The organism is Microbacterium sp. NPDC058062, assembly GCF_042885375.1.
Classification (GTDB): domain Bacteria; phylum Actinomycetota; class Actinomycetes; order Actinomycetales; family Microbacteriaceae; genus Microbacterium; species Microbacterium trichothecenolyticum_C.
Genome location: NZ_JBHVSC010000001.1, coordinates 545713 through 564623, shown reverse-complemented (window position 1 = coordinate 564623; position 18911 = coordinate 545713). Strand labels below are relative to the sequence as shown.

14 protein-coding genes, 1 tRNA gene and 1 other RNA gene are annotated in these 18911 nt (G+C 70.1%); 8 read left to right on the top strand and 8 right to left on the bottom strand.

All coding sequences use genetic code 11. The features are described 5' to 3' along the window. The first annotated feature begins 20 nt into the window (after nt 1-20). Complete coding sequence (locus ACFVSU_RS02400) at nt 21-731, top strand: DUF4191 family protein (RefSeq protein WP_056367342.1); 711 nt, start codon at nt 21-23, stop codon at nt 729-731. A 54-nt stretch (nt 732-785) separates the two neighbouring features. On the opposite strand, the gene ACFVSU_RS02395 is transcribed toward ACFVSU_RS02400, so the two are convergent. Beyond that, a complete protein-coding gene (locus ACFVSU_RS02395; protein ID WP_387137496.1) occupies nt 786-1178 on the bottom strand; it encodes an RDD family protein in 393 nt (130 codons plus the stop codon). Between the two features lie 132 nt (nt 1179-1310). On the opposite strand from ACFVSU_RS02395, the gene glnA (ACFVSU_RS02390) reads away from it, so the two are divergent. After that, a complete protein-coding gene (gene glnA / locus ACFVSU_RS02390; protein WP_310290931.1) occupies nt 1311-2735 on the top strand; it encodes a type I glutamate--ammonia ligase in 1425 nt (474 codons plus the stop codon). Nucleotides 2736-2882: 147 nt separating this feature from the next. Further along, nucleotides 2883-3620: a peptidase M23 gene (locus ACFVSU_RS02385; protein ID WP_387137492.1), complete on the top strand. Its 738-nt coding sequence runs from the start codon at nt 2883-2885 to the stop codon at nt 3618-3620. A gap of 25 nt (nt 3621-3645) precedes the next feature. Here ACFVSU_RS02385 and ACFVSU_RS02380 read toward each other — a convergent pair whose 3' ends face one another. The 3 genes from ACFVSU_RS02380 to ACFVSU_RS02370 are packed head-to-tail and all read right to left on the bottom strand — an operon-like array spanning nt 3646 to nt 8286. After that, a complete protein-coding gene (locus ACFVSU_RS02380; protein WP_387137489.1) occupies nt 3646-6648 on the bottom strand; it encodes a bifunctional [glutamine synthetase] adenylyltransferase/[glutamine synthetase]-adenylyl-L-tyrosine phosphorylase in 3003 nt (1000 codons plus the stop codon). 13 nt (nt 6649-6661) lie between these two features. Continuing rightward, complete coding sequence (gene glnA / locus ACFVSU_RS02375; protein ID WP_387137486.1) at nt 6662-7999, bottom strand: type I glutamate--ammonia ligase; 1338 nt, start codon at nt 7997-7999, stop codon at nt 6662-6664. 59 nt (nt 8000-8058) lie between these two features. Continuing rightward, the gene (locus ACFVSU_RS02370) at nt 8059-8286 is read right to left on the bottom strand and encodes an SPOR domain-containing protein (RefSeq protein WP_387137483.1); all 228 of its coding nucleotides are present in this window, start codon (nt 8284-8286) and stop codon (nt 8059-8061) included. A gap of 97 nt (nt 8287-8383) precedes the next feature. Between ACFVSU_RS02370 and ppgK the strand changes: the two genes are divergently transcribed. After that, the gene (gene ppgK / locus ACFVSU_RS02365) at nt 8384-9148 is read left to right on the top strand and encodes a polyphosphate--glucose phosphotransferase (protein WP_387137480.1); all 765 of its coding nucleotides are present in this window, start codon (nt 8384-8386) and stop codon (nt 9146-9148) included. 32 nt (nt 9149-9180) lie between these two features. Here the strand turns inward: ppgK and rnpB are convergent. From rnpB to ACFVSU_RS02350, 3 genes are all read right to left on the bottom strand, one after another. Further along, an RNA gene (rnpB, locus tag ACFVSU_RS02360) (RNase P RNA component class A) lies at nt 9181-9546 on the bottom strand. A 46-nt stretch (nt 9547-9592) separates the two neighbouring features. Next, nucleotides 9593-11317 (bottom strand): bifunctional 3'-5' exonuclease/DNA polymerase, encoded by a 1725-nt coding sequence (locus ACFVSU_RS02355; RefSeq protein ID WP_387137477.1) that lies wholly within the window; start codon nt 11315-11317, stop codon nt 9593-9595. A 27-nt stretch (nt 11318-11344) separates the two neighbouring features. Next, complete coding sequence (locus tag ACFVSU_RS02350; RefSeq protein WP_387137474.1) at nt 11345-12076, bottom strand: zinc ribbon domain-containing protein; 732 nt, start codon at nt 12074-12076, stop codon at nt 11345-11347. An 89-nt stretch (nt 12077-12165) separates the two neighbouring features. Here ACFVSU_RS02350 and ACFVSU_RS02345 point away from each other — a divergent pair, with 89 nt between their 5' ends. Next, nucleotides 12166-13710 carry an amino acid permease gene (locus ACFVSU_RS02345; protein ID WP_387137471.1) on the top strand — a complete coding sequence of 515 codons (1545 nt, stop codon included), beginning with the start codon at nt 12166-12168 and terminating at the stop codon, nt 13708-13710. Nucleotides 13711-13720: 10 nt separating this feature from the next. On the opposite strand, the gene ACFVSU_RS02340 is transcribed toward ACFVSU_RS02345, so the two are convergent. Next, nucleotides 13721-13793, bottom strand: a tRNA-Val gene (locus ACFVSU_RS02340). A gap of 142 nt (nt 13794-13935) precedes the next feature. Between ACFVSU_RS02340 and aceE the strand changes: the two genes are divergently transcribed. From aceE to ACFVSU_RS02325, 3 genes are all read left to right on the top strand, one after another. After that, nucleotides 13936-16665, top strand: coding sequence for a pyruvate dehydrogenase (acetyl-transferring), homodimeric type (gene aceE, locus ACFVSU_RS02335; RefSeq protein WP_387137468.1), 2730 nt, complete (start codon nt 13936-13938; stop codon nt 16663-16665). 7 nt (nt 16666-16672) lie between these two features. Next, nucleotides 16673-17890 (top strand): PucR family transcriptional regulator, encoded by a 1218-nt coding sequence (locus tag ACFVSU_RS02330; RefSeq protein WP_387137465.1) that lies wholly within the window; start codon nt 16673-16675, stop codon nt 17888-17890. A 94-nt stretch (nt 17891-17984) separates the two neighbouring features. Next, nucleotides 17985-18896, top strand: a complete 912-nt coding sequence (locus ACFVSU_RS02325; RefSeq protein WP_387137462.1) for an ACP S-malonyltransferase — start codon at nt 17985-17987, stop codon at nt 18894-18896. Nucleotides 18897-18911: the final 15 nt, after the last annotated feature.

The window sequence follows — 18911 nt, the reverse complement described above, 5'->3', positions numbered from 1 at the left end:
GAAAAGGTAGGCTGGAAGTTATGGCCGCGCGCAGTTCCGCCCCCGAGAAGGGCCCGGGATTCTTCTCCCAGATCCGCACCCTCTACACCTTCACCCAGAAGGAGTTCCGCTGGCTGCCGTTCCTCCTGGTCGGCATCCTCCTCCTCGGCATCGCCGTGGGTGTGGGCATCGGGTTCCTCATCCCGCCGGTCGCCGTCTGGAGCGTCATCCTGTGGGGCGTCACCGGCCTCATGCTCGGCGTCCTCGCGTCGATGATGACGATGACCCGGCTGTCGACCCAGGCGATGTACAAGAAGATCGATGGGATGCCGGGAGCCACCGGCCACGTCATGTCGACGTCGCTCGGCCGCAAGTGGCAGGCCAGCGAGATGCCGGTCGGCATCAACCCCAAGACGCAGGAAGCCGTCTACCGCGCCGTCGGGCGCGGCGGCGTCGTGATCGTGGGCGAAGGCGCCCGCGGCCGGCTCACGCGCCTCGTGAACGACGAGCGGTCGAAGGTCCAGCGCGTCGCGTCGGGCGTTCCCGTGACGGTGCTCTACGTCGGTCACGGCGAGGGAGAGACCCCGATCTCGAAACTCGCGCCCACCATCAAGTCGCTGCCCACCAAGATCGACCGGGCCACGATGGCCGCGGTCATCAAGCGCATCGAATCGGTCTCGCAGTCGCTGACGTCGCTGCCGATCCCGAAGGGCATCGACCCCACGAAGGTGCGGGCGCCGCGTCCGCGCTGAGCCGCTCGCGCGTGAACCCGGTCCGGCGGATACGCCGGGCCGGGTTCTTCCGTCTCACGAGCGGATGAGCACCGTGCCCGCGGCCTTGTCGTGGAGACCCCGCTGGTCGGCGTCCCAGATGACCGCCGGGATCGCGAGGATCAGGAGCGCCGTGCGGATGACGGGACGCCACAGGCCCACCCATGCGCCGTCGAGGCGCACCAGGCGCAGGCCGAAGATGCGGTGGCCGGGGCTCCCCTGGAGCGTCGGCAGGAACACGATCTGGATGGCGGCGAAGATCGCGAGGATCGCGAGCGGGTCCCATCCGAAGAAGCCCGAGATGAGGTACGCGGCGCCGTAATCGAGGCAGAGAGCGCCGACGCGGCGACCCAGACGGCCGATGGATCCGGTGCCCTCGCGGGGCAGCCCGAGGCGTTCGCCGGGATAGTCCTGGATGCTCTGCGTCACTTCCCCAGCGTACCCAGGTCGTCGTAACATCCCTGAAACACAAGTGATACTGGAGGGCAATGCCCTGCGGGTACCTTGCCAGAGTGCCCGGCCCGTACGGGCGGATCCGAATGCCCTACCTCTGGAGTCTTCATGTTCAAAGATTCATCCGAGGTGCTGAAGTTCATCAAGGACGAGGACGTCAAGTTCCTCGACATCCGTTTCACGGATCTTCCTGGCGTGCAGCAGCACTTCAACATCCCGGCCTCCACCGTCGACGAAGAGTTCTTCACGGTCGGCCAGCTGTTCGACGGCTCCTCCATCCGAGGCTTCGCGAACATCCACGAATCGGACATGCAGCTGATCCCGGACGTGTCGACGGCGTACCTCGACCCGTTCCGCGAGGCGAAGACCCTCATCATGGTCTTCGACATCTACAACCCGCGCAACGGCGAGATCTACTCGAAGGACCCGCGCCAGGTCGCCAAGAAGGCTGAGAAGTACCTCGCCTCGACCGGCATCGCCGACACCGCGTTCTTCGCGCCCGAGGCGGAGTTCTACATCTTCGACGACGTCCGCTACGAGGTGAAGCAGAACTCGAGCTTCTACTCGGTGGACTCCGAAGAGGGCGCCTGGAACACCGGCCGTGCCGAAGAGGGCGGCAACCTCGCGAACAAGACCCCCTTCAAGGGCGGCTACTTCCCGGTCTCCCCCGTCGACAAGACGGCCGACCTCCGCGACGACATCAGCCTCCGCCTCATCGAGTCGGGCCTGCTCCTGGAGCGCTCGCACCACGAGGTCGGCACCGGCGGCCAGCAGGAGATCAACTACCGCTTCGACACCATGGTGCACGCGGCCGACGACATCCTGAAGTTCAAGTACATCGTCAAGAACGTGGCGAACGAGTGGGGCAAGGTCGCGACCTTCATGCCCAAGCCGCTCTTCGGCGACAACGGCTCGGGCATGCACACGCACCAGTCGCTGTGGCTCGAGGGCAAGCCCCTCTTCTACGACGAGAAGGGCTACGCGCAGCTCTCCGACCTCGCGCGCTGGTACATCGGCGGCATCCTGGCGCACGCGCCGGCGCTGCTCGCGTTCACCAACCCGACGCTCAACTCGTACAAGCGCCTCGTCAAGGGCTACGAGGCTCCGGTCAACCTGGTGTACTCGGCCGGCAACCGCTCGGCGGCCATCCGCATCCCGATCACGGGCTCCAACCCCAAGGCCAAGCGCATCGAGTTCCGCGCACCGGACGCCTCGGGCAACCCGTACCTCGCGTTCGCCGCGCAGCTCATGGCCGGCCTCGACGGCATCCAGAACCGCATCGAGCCGCACGAGCCCGTCGACAAGGACCTGTACGAGCTTCCCCCCGAGGAGGCGAAGAACATCCCGCAGGTGCCGAACTCGCTGCTCGACTCGCTCGACGCGCTCCGCGCCGACCACGAGTTCCTGCTCAAGGGCGGCGTCTTCACGCCCGAGCTGATCGAGACGTGGATCGAGTACAAGATCGAGAACGAGATCCAGCCGCTCAACGCGCGTCCGCACCCGTTCGAGTACGAGCTGTACTTCGGCGTCTGACGTTCCAGCACCGCAGGCGGGCCCCGGGAGACCGGGGCCCGCTTCTGTGTTCGCTGGGAGATGGATGCCGCGGCCCGGCGTGCGGCCTAGGCTGAACGAGCGCTCCGCACCCGGACCGACAGCTCGCACCGACAGAAGGCGAAGACGATGCCCAGCCGCACCACCGCGACGACACGACGGCGCAGTGCGCGTCGCTCGCCGGCGGCGCGCAGGCGCAGGCCGCAGCGACACGCCCGTCGGCGCGGTCGGCGCACCGGCGTCGCGCTGGCGATCGCCGTGCCGGTGATCCTGTTCGCCGCGTTCCTGGGCGGAGCGGCGTTCCTCGCCGGGAGCTTCCGGATGTCATGGGCGGACGAGATCGCACTCGCCCCCGACGACCGTGCGCCCGCGCCGCCGCCGATGATCGAGCCCGCGGTCGCCGGGTACCGGTTCGAGCAGCTCACGAACGCCTGCACGATCCTGGCGGCCGGCAGGGACCTCGGATTCGACGCGCGGGACCAGACCATCGCCGTCATGACCGCGATGGGTGAGTCGTCGCTGCGCAACATCGACTACGGCGACTGGGAGACGAGCGGTGTGACCAACCCCGACGGCTCCCGCACCACGTCGATCGGCCTCTTCCAGCAGCAGGACTCCTGGGGCACGCGCGAAGCGCGCCTGGATCCCTACACGGCCGCGACCGTGTTCTACCGGGCCATGGCCGAGCGCGTGCCCGACCGTGCGGTGGTGGAGCCGACCCTCGTCGCGCACCGCACCCAGATCAACGCCGACCCGAATCACTACGCCCGCTACTGGGATCGCGCGGTCCGCGTGGTGGGCGCCGTCACCGGGAACCCGCTGGAGGGCGACCGCATCGACGGCATCCCGCACTGCCCGGGCGCGTGATCGGCCGCGGGCCGCAGCATCCGGATCAGCCGTAGAAGAGCTTCTCGAAGACGCGACGTGCCCGGCGGGTGGTCCCCAGGTAGTCCTCCTCGACCTGCGTGGCGGACCGGGGCGGGTACTCCAGCAGTCGCCCGATCCCGTCGAGCTTCTTGCGGTCGACGGGGAGCACGTCGCTCGTCTGACCCGACAGGAGCGTGTTCGCCGAGCGGAGGCGGCTTGCGAGACGCCAGGCCTCCGCCAGGCGGTCCGCAGCGCTGGCGGGGATGAGCCCCGCGCCCTCGGCGGCGCGGAGCGCACCGAGGGTCGACGTCGTGCGCATCTCGGGCACGGCGTGGGCGTGCTGCAGCTGCAGGAGCTGTACGAGCCACTCGACGTCGCTGAGCGAGCCCGGGCCGAGCTTGAGATGACGTGAGGGGTCGACGCCCTGCGGCAGGCGTTCGCTCTCGACGCGCGCCTTGATGCGCTTGATCTCGCGGGTGGCGGCGAGGTCGACGCGCTCGGGATAGCGCACGCGGTCGGCGAGCTTCATGAAGTCGCCGATGAGCTTGACGCTGCCGGCCACGCCGCGTGCCCGCAGCAGCGCCTGCGCCTCCCACGAGAGCGCCCATCGCCGGTAGTACTCCTCGTACGCCTCGAGGGAGCGCGCGAGCGGGCCGTTGCGGCCCTCCGGGCGCAGATCGGCGTCGAGATCGAGCGGGACGCGGTGGTCCTCGGAATGCGTGCGCAAGGCGGCGACGAGCTTGAGGGCGAGCTCGTGTGCCCGCTGCGGATCGACGCCGTTCGGGCGGTAGACGTACATCACGTCGGCGTCCGAGCCGAAGCCGAGCTCCGCTCCGCCGAATCGCCCCATCGCGATGACGGAGAAATCGAGCGCCTGGTCCTCCGGAGGCACGACCTCGCGGCGCACCGCCCGCAGCGTCGCCTGGATCGTGACTTCGGTGATCGTCGTGAGCGCGTCCGCGACCTCTTCGATCGTGACGCTGCCGAGGATCGCGCCCATCGCAATGCGCAGCTGCTCGCGCCGCCGTAGCGCCCGCACCGCGCGCATCGCCTCGATGACCGTCTTGTGGCGAGTCTGGATGGCCCGCGCCTCCTGCTGCAGCGCCGTGCCGGAGCGCGGACGCAGCAGCTCGGGGTCGTCGAGCCATGCGGCGGACTCGGGGATCCATTCGATCAGCTCGCCGACGTAGCGGGAGCCCGACAGCACGCGGGAGAGGCTCTCGGCGGCCCCCGAGGAGTCCCGCAGCATGCGCAGGAACCAGTGCGTGTCGCCGAGCCGCTCGCTGAGGCGGCGGAAGGCCAGGAGGCCGTAGTCCGGATCGACCCCGTCGGCGAACCAGCGGATCATGACAGGCATGAGGTGGCGCTGGATCGTCGCCTTGCGGCTCAGGCCGGTGGTGAGGGCGGCGATGTGCCGCAGCGCCCCCGCCGGGTCGGCGAAGCCGATGGCCGCGAGACGGTCGTGCGCCTGCTCGGTCGACAGCACCCGCTCATCGGCGGGGAGCGCGGCGACCGCGGAGAGCAGCGGCCGGTAGAAGAGCCGGACATGGATGTCGCGCACCTCGCGCTTGACCGACTCCCACAGCTCCCAGATCCCCTCGCCGGTGTCGGCGAGGCCCGTCGCGCGCGCGAGGACGCGCAGGTCCTCCGGGCGCGACGGCATGAGATGCGTGCGACGCAGCTGGCGCAGCTGCACGCGGTGCTCGAGGAGACGCAGGACGCGGTAGTCGCGCGAGAAGGCGGATGCCTCGGCACGGCCGATGTACCCCTCGGCGACCAGCGCATCCAGCGCCTCGAGCGTGCCGCGCTGGCGGATGCGGTCGTCTGAGAGGCCGTGCACCAGCTGGAGGAGCTGGACGGTGAACTCGATGTCGCGGATGCCGCCCGGTCCGAGCTTGAGCTGGTACGGCACGTCGGCGGGCGGGATGTGCTCCGTGACGCGCTCGCGCATGCGCTGCACGCTGTCGACGAAGTTCTCGCGCGCCGCGCTCGTCCACACCTTCGGCTGCACCGCTTCGATGTAGGCCTGGGCGAGGTCCTCGTCGCCCGCGATGGGCCGCGCCTTCAGCAGCGCCTGGAACTCCCAGCTCTTCGCCCATCGGTCGTAGTACGCCAGATGGGAGTCGAGAGTGCGCACCAGCGCGCCCTGCTTGCCCTCGGGGCGCAGGTTGGCGTCGACCTCCCACAGCGGAGGCTCGATCTCGACGCCGGAGATGCCGCGCATCGTCTGGACGGCCAGCCGCGTCGCGATGTCCACGATGCGGCTTTCGCCGAACTGCTCGACGGCGTCGTCGTCGCCGCCTCCCACGAAGATGACGTCCACGTCGCTGACGTAGTTGAGCTCGCGAGCGCCGGTCTTGCCCATGCCGATGATCGCGAGCTTCGTGCGCGCCACCTGCTCGCGGGGGAACAGTCCTGCTCCGACCGCACCGCCCGAGACACGGGTGCGGGCGACCGCGAGTGACGCTTCGAGCGCCGCGCCCGCGGCATCCGCGAGCCGTGCCGACACGGCGGCGACCTCGTCGACCGGTGCCGGGCTCAGGAGGTCGTACGCGGCGATGCGCGCGAGCATGCGGCGGTACCGCACGCGCAGCGCGACCCACGCGCTCTCGCCGCCGTCGGCGGCGAACCCGTCCACGGCGCCGATGGACGCCAGCAGCTCCGAGCGCAGCTCGTCGGGGGTGGGAAGGCGCTCCCCCGCGTCCGCGAGCTGATCGACTTCGGCGGGGTGACGGAAGAAGAACTCGCCGAAGCCGGTCGACGCCCCCAGGAGCGCCCACAGGGCGCGCCACGCCGTCGGTCGTTCCTGCGCCCGGCGGACGGGCGCGGAGTCCCGGCGGGCGAGGCGCGCGAGAGCGTGCAGCGCCTCGTCGGGATCCGCCGCATCGACGGCGCCGTCGAGTAGCGCGTCGCGCGGCGCGTCGATGAGGTCGGAGAGCTCGTCGAGGAGTGCCTCGGCGTCGGTGAGGCGGCTGAAGCCGAGGCGGGCGAGCGGGGTCAGCGAACTCGGCCGGTCGCTCGCAGACATGCGTCAGCCGGTCTCAGAGCAGCTCGAGGTTGCTCTTGAGCTCGAACGGCGTGACCTGGGAGCGGTACTCCTGCCACTCGCGGCGCTTGTTGAGCAGCACGTGGTTGAAGACCTGCTCCCCCAGCGTCTCGGCGACGAGCTCGGACTCCTCCATGAACTCCAGCGCGTGGTCGAGGCTCGCGGGCAGCGGGGCGTACCCGAGAGCCCGGCGCTCAGCATCCGTCAGCGACCAGACGTTGTCCTCCGCCTCGGGCGGCAGCTCGTACTCGTTCTCGATGCCCTTGAGGCCTGCGGCGAGCATGAGCGCGTACGCCAGGTACGGGTTCGCGGCCGAGTCGAGTGCGCGGTACTCGACTCGCGACGACTGACCCTTGCTGGGCTTGTACAGCGGAACACGTACGAGCGCCGAGCGGTTGTTGTGGCCCCAGCAGATGAAGCTGGGCGCCTCGTCGCCGCCCCAGAGCCGCTTGTACGAGTTGACGAACTGGTTCGTCACGGCCGAGATCTCGTTCGCGTGGCGCAGCAGGCCGGCGATGAACTGACGGCCGACCTTCGAGAGCTGGTACTGCGCGCCCTCCTCGTAGAACGCGTTGACGTCGCCCTCGAACAGCGACATGTGCGTGTGCATGCCGCTTCCCGGCTTGCCCGTCATGGGCTTCGGCATGAACGTCGCGTAGACGCCCTGCTCGATCGCCACCTCTTTGATGACGGTGCGGAACGTCATGATGTTGTCGGCCGTGGTGAGCGCGTCCGCGTAGCGGAGGTCGATCTCGTTCTGACCGGGGCCGCCCTCGTGGTGGCTGAACTCCACCGAGATGCCGAGGTCCTCGAGCATGCGGACCGAACGGCGGCGGAAGTCGTGCGCGGTGCCGCCCGGGACGTTGTCGAAGTAGCCGGCCGAGTCGACCGGCTCGGGGCCTTCGGTTCCGAAGGACGACGACTTCAGCAGGTAGAACTCGATCTCGGGGTGCGTGTAGAACGTGAACCCCGCGTCGGCGGCCTTCGCGAGCGTCCGCTTGAGGACGTGGCGCGGGTCGGCCACGGCCGGCTGCCCGTCGGGCGTGGTGATGTCGCAGAACATGCGCGCGGTCGGGTCGATCTCGCCGCGCCAGGGCAGGGTCTGGAACGTGGTCGGGTCGGGGTGCGCCAGCAGATCCGACTCGTAGGAGCGCGTCAGGCCCTCGATCGCGGAGCCGTCGAATCCGAGGCCTTCGCTGAACGCGCCCTCGACCTCGGCGGGTGCGATGGCGACGGACTTCAGCGTGCCGATCACGTCTGTGAACCACAGCCGTACGAACTTCACGCCTCGTTCTTCGATGGTCCTCAGAACGAAGTCACGCTGCTTGTCCATCGCGTCCTCTCCGGTGCCGGATCGCCCGAGGTGTCTCTATGACCGCGGTGAAAGCCAGACTACTGGTCGTCGCCGCCCTCGCCCGACACGGTGTCGGAGCCCCAGGAGTCCTCGCGGGCCTCCTCCGAGGCCCAGGCGCGGGAGCGCTCCTTGATGACCTCGGGAGCGTTCGCGGCCTCCTCGGGAGTGTCGAAGGGGCCTGCGCGATCCGGGGCGGGCGATTCGAAGCCCTTCTCGACCTCGCCGGTCTTGAGGTTGTACCAGTACTTGTCGCTGCCGCTCGTCATCGTGCACGCTCCTCGCATCGCGGGCTGGTCGCCCTCAGCACGATCCTACTGACGCCCGCCTCGTCGGCGACGGCGTCGGCGTCGATAGGCTGTCGACATGGCATCTGACGCGGCACGCGCCGTCGGCGTGGACATCGGCGGCACCGGAATCAAGGCGGGGATCGTCGATCTCGACAAGGGCGAACTCGTCAGCGATCGCGTGAAGGTCGCGACGCCGGCCGGGGCGCACCCGCCGGACGTGCTGGCCGCGGTGCGGGAGGTGCTGTCGACCCTGGGTGTCGCCGACGACCAGTCGGTTCCGCTCGGAGTGGCGTTCCCCGCGATCGTCAAGAACGGCCGCACGCTGTCGGCCGCGAACGTGTCGGACGAGTGGATCGACTTCGCCGCCGAGAAGTTCTTCGAGGACGGCCTGGGTCGCGACATCCACTTCGCGAACGACGCGGATGTCGCGGGGGTCGCGGAGGTCCGCTACGGCGCCGCCAAGGACCGGCCCGGGCTCACGATCCTGACCACGCTCGGCACCGGGATCGGCTCGGCGCTGCTGTACAACGGCGTGCTCGTGCCGAACTCGGAGCTCGGTCACGTGCAGCGTGCCCGTCACGGGAAGGACGCCGAGGCCTACGCCGCGTACTCCGCGATGGAGCGTCACCACCTTTCGTGGGAGCAGTGGGCCAAGCGGCTGCAGTGGTACTACAGCCACATCGAGTTCCTCTTCAGCCCCGACCTGTTCGTCGTGGGCGGCGGGGTCTCGAAGCATGCCGACCACTTCCTCCCGCTGCTCGACATCAAGACGCCGATCGTGCCGGCGGTGCACCGCAACAACGCGGGGATCATCGGCGCCGCGGCGCTCGCGCGCGGCTGACACGCCGCCGCCACCGAGCGCGGCGGAGAGGGCGAATGGGCCGGCCTGTACGCCGGGTTCTGTCCGGGGGCGTGAGCCCCGTGGACGGTCATCTCTCTCGGCGACACGTTGCCGTGCCGCTCCAGCGGCCTACCCGGGGACTCGGCGGGCCGCGTCGTCATCCCCTGTATGGCCTTGCTCCGGGCGAGGTTTACCGTGCGGGTCGTGTCACCACGACCCCGGTGGTCTCTTACACCACCCTTTCACCCTTACCCGGCCGAAGCCGGGCGGTCTGCTTTCTGTGGCACTGTCTCGCGGATCGCTCCGGGTGGGTGTTACCCACCGCCCTGCCCTGTGGAGCCCGGACGTTCCTCGGCGCGACGGCGAACCGTCCGCGACGCGACCGTCCAGCCGACCCATTCGCGTCCGCAAGTTTATCGCCGCCCGGCGGGGGTCTGTGCCGCGTCAGTCCTTGAGCGCGGTCTCGGCGATCCGCACGTCGAGCCGGAAGTCGAGCGGGAAGCCGCCGAAGAGCAGGTGCCCCGCGGTGGTCGCGGCCTCCGTCACCGCCTGAGCCGCCGCATCCGCGTGCTCCTCGGGTGTGTGCACGATCACCTCGTCGTGGAGGAAGAACGCGAGATGCGGCTGTCGCGCGAACGCAGGGCCGGAGCGCGGCGCGCCGCGCTCCGCAGGCACCGGCGGGAGGGCGGCCAGACGCCCGCGGAGGTCGGCCAGCCACGCGAGCGCCCATTCGGCGGCAGTGCCCTGCACGACGAAGTTGCGGGTGAAGCGGCCCCGATCGCGCGCCCAGCGCCGAGCGCGGGTCTCGTCGGCTCCGGATGCCTCGGCCTCTGTCGCGCGCGACTGCGCGGCCGACCACTCCGGTGACGGCGCGGGCGACGTGCGGCCGAGCCAGGTGGAGACGATGCCGCCGTCCTCGCCGGTGCGCGCGGCGTCGTCGACCAGGCCCATCGCGCGGGGATAGGCGCGCCGCAGGCGCGGGACCAGCCGGCCGGACTCCCCCGTCGTGGCGCCGTACATCGCGCCGAGGATCGCGATCTTCGCCTCCTGCCGGGTCGCCACCGCGCCGCTGTCGACGATCCCGGCGTAGAGATCGCGTCCGCGTGCGGCAGCCGCGAGCGCGGTGTCGCCCGACATCGCGGCGAGCACGCGCGGCTCGAGCTGTGCGACGTCGGCGACGACGAGCCGCCAGCCTGGGTCGGCGCGCACGGCCTCGCGCAGCTGGCGCGGCAGCTGCAGGGCTCCCCCGCCCGATGACGCCCAGCGCCCGGTGACGACGCCGCCCGGCACGAAGACCGGGCGGAACCGGCCGTCGGCGACCCACTCGGCCAGCCACGTCCATCCGTTCGCCGACAGCAGGCGCGAGAGCTTCTTGTACTCGAGGAGCGGTTCGATGACGGGATGCCGCTGCTCGGCGAGCTCCCAACGGCTCGTGGAATCGACGAGCACGCCGGCGCGGTGCAGCGACCGCAGCAGCTTCGGCTGCGAGTCGAGGCTCGCCGCGGGGTCGCCGAGCGCCGCGCGGACGCGCTCCGCCGATGCGGCGAGCTTGGCGGGCTGCGCGCCGCCGGGGCGGCGCTCCCCGAGCGTCTCGACGAGGATGCGGTCGTGCGCTTCGGCGTCCCACGGGAGGCCAGCGGCGCGCATCTCCGCGGCCACGAGCGCGCCCGCAGACTCGGCCGCCGTCAGCAGCCGCAGGCGGCCGGGCGCGGTGCTGCCGGCGATCGCGTCGCGCTGCCGTACGAACTCGGCCAGCGCCGTATCGGCGTCCGCGGGCGGACCCGTGGGACGCCCGACGGCGTCCAGCTCGAACAGGGTCGGCGCGGCCTCCTCGGCGTCGACATGCGGGGCGGCATCCCACTCCTCCGACCGCCTGACCGGCGCCGCCTCGGAGACCAGCGCGGAGTCGCGCAGGATCGCATGGCACAGGCGCAGGTCGTGGCACCGGGCCACGCGGACGCCGTCAGCGAGCAATGCGGCGTACCACTGCGGGGTGTCGTGCCAGACCCATCGGGGTGCCCAGCGGATCTCGGCGTCCGAGATCCACGACGTCAGAGCGCCGCTGTCGACCTCCTCACGCCCGGACTCGTCGGCGTTCGCGTCGAGCAGGATGACGGCGGCACCGCGTTCAGTCCGCCCGAGGACGATCCAGCCGGGGGCGTCAGACACGCCCACCGCAGAAGACGTCTGGTGCGGTCACAGCCCGGATTCGTCGTCGCGCACGAGGATGCAGCCGCACTCCGGGCACATCACGACGTCGTTCTCGCCCGCCTGGCGCAGCACCTGCAGGTCGGTGCCGGCGAGCACCATGTGGCAGCCCTCGCACGTGCGGCGTCGCAGGAACGCGGCACCGGCACTGCGGGCGGCGAGGCGGTCGTACAGGGCGAGCAGGTCGGCCGGGACACCGCCGGCGACGGCGGCGCGGTCGCGGGTGGCGGCGTCGAAGGCCGCGGTCGCCTCAGCGACGGCGCGCTTGCCTTCGGCGCTCAGCTCGGCACCCTCGGCGTTGGTCGCCGCGATGAGGGACTCCTGCTCGGCGACGGCGGCGTCGGCGATCTCGAGCCGCTCCATCACCGCGAGCTCCGCGTCTTCGAGGTCGTTCTTGCGGCGGGCGAGGGCGGCCAGCTCGCTCTCGAGCCCCTGCGCCTCCTTCGAGTTCGTCGAGGCGGCGAGACGGTCCGCGTCGCGAGCCGCGCGGGCGTCGACGACGGCGACATCGGACTCGATGCGCGACAGCTCCGTGCGCAGATCGTCACGGGCGCCGAGACGCGTGCCGAGCTCCTGCGAGAGCTCCTGACGCCGGCCCAGCAGCTCTTGGACCCGACCGGCCTGAGGCGGGTTCTTGCGTGCGTTGTCGGCCTGGCGGATGCGGGCGTCGAGCTGGGCGACCTCGACGAGGCGGCGCTGGTCTGCGGGGCTGGCGTTCACGTCACCAACCTACCGTGGGGCATCGACGGCGCGAGCGGTGGAGACTAGCATTCGACGACCGGCCCTTCCGAAGACGAAAGGCGCGAACCATGGGCGTTCTCCGCACCAAGTCCGTCGAGCAGTCGATCGCCGACACCGACGAACCGGAATTCCGACTCAAGAAGTCCCTGACGGCCCTCGACCTCACCGTGTTCGGCATCGGCGTCGTGATCGGCGCCGGCATCTTCACCCTCACCGGCCGTGCCGCGCACGAGGTCGCAGGCCCCGCGATCGTGCTCAGCTTCGTGGTGGCCGCGATCGCCTGCACGCTCGCGGCGCTCTGCTACGCCGAGTTCGCGTCGACCGTGCCCGTGTCGGGCTCCGCCTACACGTTCTCCTACTCCTCGCTCGGCGAGCTGTTCGCCTGGATCATCGGGTGGGACCTCATCCTCGAGATGTTCCTGGGCGCGAGCGTTGTCGCGCAGGGATGGAGCGCGTATCTCGGCACGCTCTTCGATCAGCTCGGGATGCCGATCCCCGCCGAGATCGGTTACGGCGGCACCGTCGACCTCATGGCAATCCTGCTGGTGCTCGTGCTCGGCGGCCTGATGACCTTCGGGATCAAGGAGTCGCTGCGCGTCAACATGGTGCTCGTCGCCGTGAAGCTCTTCATCGTGCTGTTCGTGATCGTCGCGGGCCTCCTGTTCGTGAACCCGGCGAACTGGTCGCCGTTCGTGCCGGCGCCCGCGCCGAGGGAGGCCGCGACAGGACTGAGCCAGCCGCTGCTGCAGTTCTTCTCCGGCATCGAGCCCACCGCGTTCGGCGTCGGAGGCATCTTCGCCGGCGCGGCGCTCGTGTTCTTCGCCTACATCGGGTTCGATGTCGTCGCGACCACCGCCGAGGAGACGAAGCGCCCGCAGCGCGACCTGCCGATCGGCATCATCGCGTCGCTGGTGATCTGCACGCTGCTGTACTGCGCCGTCGCGCTCGTGGTGACGGGGATGGTCCCCTACCAGGACCTCGACCCGGCGGCCGCTCTCGCCAACGCCTTCGCGTTCCACGGCGCGACGTGGATGGCGACGTTGATCTCGGCGGGCGCCGTGGCCGGTCTCACGACCGTCGTGCTCACGCTGCTGATCGGGGCGACGCGCATCATCTTCGCGATGTCGCGCGACGCGCTCCTGCCCGTCCGGCTCGCGAAGGTGCACCCGCGGTTCCGCACGCCGTGGGTCATCTCGATCCTCGTCACGATCATCGTCGCCGTCGTCGCGGGCTTCACCCCGATCGGCCTGCTCGAGGAGATGGTCAACATCGGCACCCTGTCGGCGTTCGTGCTCGTGTCGATCGGCGTCATCGTCCTGCGGCGCAAGCGCCCCGACCTGCACCGCAGCTTCCGCGTGCCGCTCAACCCGTGGCTTCCGGGGCTGTCGGCGGCGATCTGCGTCTACCTGATGCTGAACCTCACCGTCGAGACGTGGCTGCGATTCCTGGTGTGGCTCGTCATCGGCTTCGTCATCTACTTCGCCTACTCCCACCGGCACTCCAGGATCGGCCAGCCCGGGTATGAGGAGTTCGCGCTGCCGCACGTGGTCTCGCACCAGCGCGACGACGGCGGTCCGGACGGAGACGCCGATCCGCGAGGGGACCGGCGCTGAAGGACTTCGGTGGGCCCTGCCGGGATCGAACCGACGACATCCACGGTGTAAACGTGGCGCTCTACCAGCTGAGCTAAAGGCCCTCGCGCCCAGTCTACGAGGTGCGTCCGGACCGTCTCGAACTCGCTAGGCTGGCAGTTGGTGCGTTTGTGCAGGGCAGACAACGCCCGCGCCGCTCCGGTAGCGATTACCTGGCACGATCTGCCAGACGACGAAAGGTCTTCTGTGACTGTCAACGATCAGGATCCGTACTCGCAGGAACCCCTCGACAGCGATCCCGATGAGACCTCCGAGTGGCAGGAATCCCTCCAGCAGCTCGTGCAGGCGAAGGGCCACGGACGTGGCCGCGAGATCATGCTGAGCCTGCTGCAGACCTCCCACGAGCTGCAGCTGAACGTTCCGCAGGTTCCCACGACGGACTACATCAACACGATCGCCCCTGAGAACGAGCCCGAGTTCCCGGGCGACGAGGAGCTCGAGCGCCGGTACCGCCGGTGGATCCGCTGGAACGCCGCGGTCACGGTGCACCGCGCCCAGCGTCCCGGGATCGGCGTGGGCGGCCACATCTCGACGTACGCGTCCTCCGCGTCGCTGTACGAGGTCGGTTTCAACCACTTCTTCCGTGGTCTCGACGACCCGACCGGCGGCGACCAGATCTTCATCCAGGGTCACGCCTCTCCCGGCATCTACGCCCGCTCCTTCCTCGAAGGCCGCCTGAGCTCCGAGCAGCTCGACGGCTTCCGCCAGGAGAAGTCGAAGGCACCGCACGCGCTTCCGTCCTACCCGCACCCGCGCCTCATGCCGGAGTACTGGCAGTTCCCGACGGTCTCGATGGGTCTCGGACCGATCAACGCCATCTACCAGGCGATGTCGAACAAGTACCTCACCAACCGCGGCATCAAGGACCTGTCGAACTCGCACGTCTGGGCATTCCTCGGCGACGGCGAGATGGACGAGGTCGAGAGCCGCGGACAGCTGCAGGTCGCGGCGAACGAGGGCCTGGACAACCTCACGTTCGTCGTCAACTGCAACCTGCAGCGCCTCGACGGCCCGGTGCGCGGCAACGGCAAGATCATCCAGGAGCTCGAGAGCTTCTTCCGCGGCGCCGGCTGGAACGTCATCAAGGTGGTCTGGGGCAGCGGATGGGACGAGCTCCTCGCCAAGGACACCGACGGTGCACTCGTGCACCTCATGAACACCACGCCGGACGGCGATTTCCAGACGTATCGCGCGGAGGACGGCGCGTTCATCCGTGAGCACTTCTTCGGGCGCGACGAGCGCACGGCCGCTCTCGTGAAGGACTGGTCGGACGACGACATCTGGGGCAAGCTCCGCCGCGGCGGCCTGGACTACCGCAAGGTCTACGGCGCGTACAAGGCCGCGACCGAGCACAAGGGCCAGCCCACCGTGATCCTCGCCAAGACGATCAAGGGCTACGGTCTCGGGCATCACTTCGAGGGCCGCAACGCGACCCACCAGATGAAGAAGATGACCCTGCAGGACCTGAAGTACTTCCGCGACTCGATGCGGATCCCGGTCTCGGACGCGCAGCTCGAAGAGAACCCCTACCTGCCGCCGTACTACAACCCCGGATCGAACGACGAGACGATCCAGTACATGCTGGAGCGCCGTCGCGCGCTGGGCGGCTTCCTGCCGGAGCGCCGTTCGCACCACGTCGGGCTGCAGCTGCCGGGCGACGACGCGTACGCGCTGCCCAAGAAGGGCTCGGGCACGCAGGAGATCGCCACGACGATGGCCTTCGTCCGTCTGCTCAAGGACCTTCTCCGCGCAAAGGACTTCGGCCACCGGATCGTGCCGATCATCCCCGACGAGGCGCGCACCTTCGGCATGGACGCGTTCTTCCCCTCGGCGAAGATCTACAACCCGCACGGCCAGAACTACACGTCGGTCGACCGCGAGCTGCTCCTGGCCTACAAGGAGAGCCCGCAGGGCCAGATCGTCCACGTCGGCATCAACGAGGCGGGCGCGGTCGCGGCGTTCACCGCGGCGGGCACCTCGTACGCCACACACGGCGAGCCGCTCATCCCGGTGTACGTCTTCTACTCGATGTTCGGGTTCCAGCGCACCGGCGACGCGCAGTGGGCGGCGGGCGACCAGATGGCGCGCGGCTTCATCATCGGCGCCACCGCCGGACGCACGACGCTGACCGGTGAGGGCCTCCAGCACGCCGACGGCCACTCGCTCCTGCTCGCCTCGACCAACCCGGCGACCGTGTCGTACGACCCGGCCTACGGGTACGAGATCGCGCACATCGTCCGCTCGGGCATCGAGCGCATGTACGGCGGCAACCACCCCGACCCCAACGTCATGTACTACCTCACGGTGTACAACGAGCCGCTCGTGCAGCCGGCCGAGCCCGAGGGCGTGGACGTCGACGGCATCGTGCGCGGCATCCACCGCGTCTCGACCGCCGAGGGCGAGGGCCCCAAGGCTCAGCTCCTGGCGTCGGGCGTGGGAGTGCCGTGGGCGCTCGAGGCGCAGCAACTGCTGCGCGACGACTGGGGTGTGCAGGCCGACGTCTGGTCGGTCACCTCGTGGAGCGAGCTGCGCCGCGACGGCCTGGCCGCCGACGAGCACAACTTCCTCCACCCGGAGGAGGACCCGCACACCGCCTACCTGACCGAGAAGCTGAAGGACGCCGCCGGCCCCGTGGTCGCGGTCAGCGACTTCATGCACGCCGTCCAGGACCAGATCCGTCCGTGGGTGCCGAACCGCTTCGCGACCCTCGGTGCCGACGGCTTCGGCTTCTCCGACACGCGCGCCGCGGCCCGTCGCTTCTTCAAGATCGACGGCCCCTCGGTCGTGGTCCGGACGCTTCAGGCTCTTGCCGAAGAGGGTGCGGTCGACCGCAGCCTCGCCGCGCAGGCCATCCAGAAGTACCGTCTGCACGACGTGACCGCCGGTACGAGCGGGAACGCGGGCGGCGAGAGCTGACCTGCGGATGGGCAAGTCCACCGAGGTGATGGACAAGGTCGAGACGCTCGCCTGGCTGCGACGCATCTCCGGCGACCTCGCGACCGTCACCATCAAGCGCCTCGAGGAGACGCTGCCCTGGTATGCCGAGATGCCACCGGCCCGACGGTCCGCCGTCGGGCTGGTGGCCCAGGCCGGCATCACGTCGTTCATCTCGTGGTACGACGAGCCCGGCTCCACGCCGTGGATCGCATCCGACATCTTCGCGGCAGCCCCGCGCGAGCTGCTGCGCAGCGTCAGCCTGCAGCAGACCCTGCAGCTCATCCGCGTCACCGTCGAGGTGACCGAGGAGCGGGTCGCGGGCAAGGGCGAGCACCTGCGCGAGGCGATCCTGCTGTACTCGCGCGAGGTGGCTTTCGCCGCGGCCGACGTCTACGCCCGCGCCGCCGAGGCGCGCGGCCTCTGGGATGCGCGCCTCGAGGCTCTCGTGGTCGACTCGATCCTCACGGGCGAGGCCGACGAGGAGCTGCCGAGCCGCATCGCCGCTCTGGGCTGGCACGGCCACGGCGAGGTCGCAGTCCTCGTCGGCACGACTCCCCCGCAGTTCGACGTCGACCAGCTCCGTCGCACGGCGCGCAAGCTCGGCGTCGACGTCCTGATCGGCGTGCAGGGGTCGCGTCTCGTGCTCGTCGTCGGGCGCGCCGAGCCGTCGGCCGTCGCCGACGACGCCGTGACCGACCTCCCGTTCGGCGAGATCGCACGCCGCCTCGAGCCCGGCTTCGGAACCGGATACCTCGTGCTCGGCCCGACGGTGCCGGCGCTCGTCGACGCGAGCCAGAGCGCTCGGGCCGCCCTCGCCGGATTCGCGGTCGCGCGCGCCTGGCGTCACGCTCCTCGCCCTGTCGAGGCCGACGACCTCCTCCCCGAGCGAGCCCTCGCCGGGGATCCCCTGGCCAAGATCACCCTCGTCGAGCGCATCTACCGCCCGCTCCAGTCGCACAGCGCCGACCTCGTGTCGACGCTGTGGGCGTACCTCGACAACGGCCGTTCGCTCGAGGCCACTGCGCGTGAGCTGTTCGTCCACCCGAACACGGTGCGCTACCGCCTCAAGCGCGTGTCCGAGGTCATCGGCTGGGACGCCACCGGACCTCGCGAGGCGCTGATCCTGCAGACGGCGCTGATCCTCGGATCGATCGGGACGGATGCCTCCCGCCGCCGTCCGCCGGCCCGCCGCAACCCTGCGTGATCTCTGCGTCAGTGTGGGCCACGCACAAAGCAGCGCGTGATTCTTGTGACGGTGTCGCCAGAACGACCTTTCTGATCCTTGACAGGATGGAACGGTGAGAATCGCGGTCTTCCCCGGACAAGGCTCCCAGTCCCCCGGCTTCCTGACTCCCTGGCTCGAATCGGACGGCGCGGCGGACCGCCTCGCTCAGTACTCCGAGTGGTCCGGCGTCGACCTCGTCGCCGCCGGCACCGAGTGGGACGCCGACCAGATCCGCGACACCCAGGTGGCGCAGCCGCTCATCGTCGCGGCCAGCCTGCTGTCCTGGAACGCGCTGCCCGACCGTGAGCGCATCGGCGGCGTGGCCGGGCACTCCGTCGGCGAGTTCGCCGCCGCCGCGGCGGCGGGAGTCCTCAGCGAAGAGTCCGCACTCACCCTCGTCGGCATCCGGGGCCGCGCGATGGCGGAGGCGGCAGCGGCCGCCGAGACCGGGATGAGCGCCGTGATCGGCGGAGACGAGGCATCGGTCCTCGCGCGCCTCGAAGAGCTCGGCCTCTCCCCCGCGAACTACAACGGTGGCGGCCAGCTCGTCGTCGCCGGCGCACTCGACGCCCTCCAGGCCCTCGCCGCCGAGCCGGTCGCCGGAACGCGTGTGATCCCGCTGCAGGTCGCGGGCGCCTTCCACACCCACTACATGGCGCCGGCGGTCGAGGCTCTGCGTGATGCCGCGACCGACCACGACGTCTCCGATCCCGGTGTCACGCTGTGGACCAACCGCGACGGCTCCGCCGTATCGTCGGGCCGTGCGTTCGTCGACCTTCTCGTGGACCAGGTCGCCTCGCCGGTGCGCTGGGACCTCTGCATGGCGTCTTTCGCCGATGCCGGGGTATCGGGCATCGTGGAGCTGTCCCCCGCGGGCACGCTCGTCGGGCTCGCGAAGCGCGCGCTCCGCGGAGTCCCCGCCGTCGCCGTCAAGACGCCCGCTGACCTGGAGGCCGCCGCCGCGCTGGTGGCCGCCGACGCCTGACCGGAGTACCCCCGC

Excerpts from the sequence above, each read along its gene's own strand:
- ACFVSU_RS02400 (WP_056367342.1), top strand. The coding sequence starts at position 21 with ATGGCCGCGCGCAGTTCCGCCCCCGAGAAGGGCCCGGGATTCTTCTCC.
- glnA (WP_310290931.1), top strand. The coding sequence starts at position 1,311 with ATGTTCAAAGATTCATCCGAGGTGCTGAAGTTCATCAAGGACGAGGAC.
- ACFVSU_RS02385 (WP_387137492.1), top strand. The coding sequence starts at position 2,883 with ATGCCCAGCCGCACCACCGCGACGACACGACGGCGCAGTGCGCGTCGC.
- ACFVSU_RS02380 (WP_387137489.1), bottom strand. The coding sequence starts at position 6,648 with ATGTCTGCGAGCGACCGGCCGAGTTCGCTGACCCCGCTCGCCCGCCTC.
- glnA (WP_387137486.1), bottom strand. The coding sequence starts at position 7,999 with ATGGACAAGCAGCGTGACTTCGTTCTGAGGACCATCGAAGAACGAGGC.
- ACFVSU_RS02370 (WP_387137483.1), bottom strand. The coding sequence starts at position 8,286 with ATGACGAGCGGCAGCGACAAGTACTGGTACAACCTCAAGACCGGCGAG.
- ppgK (WP_387137480.1), top strand. The coding sequence starts at position 8,384 with ATGGCATCTGACGCGGCACGCGCCGTCGGCGTGGACATCGGCGGCACC.
- ACFVSU_RS02345 (WP_387137471.1), top strand. The coding sequence starts at position 12,166 with ATGGGCGTTCTCCGCACCAAGTCCGTCGAGCAGTCGATCGCCGACACC.
- ACFVSU_RS02330 (WP_387137465.1), top strand. The coding sequence starts at position 16,673 with ATGGGCAAGTCCACCGAGGTGATGGACAAGGTCGAGACGCTCGCCTGG.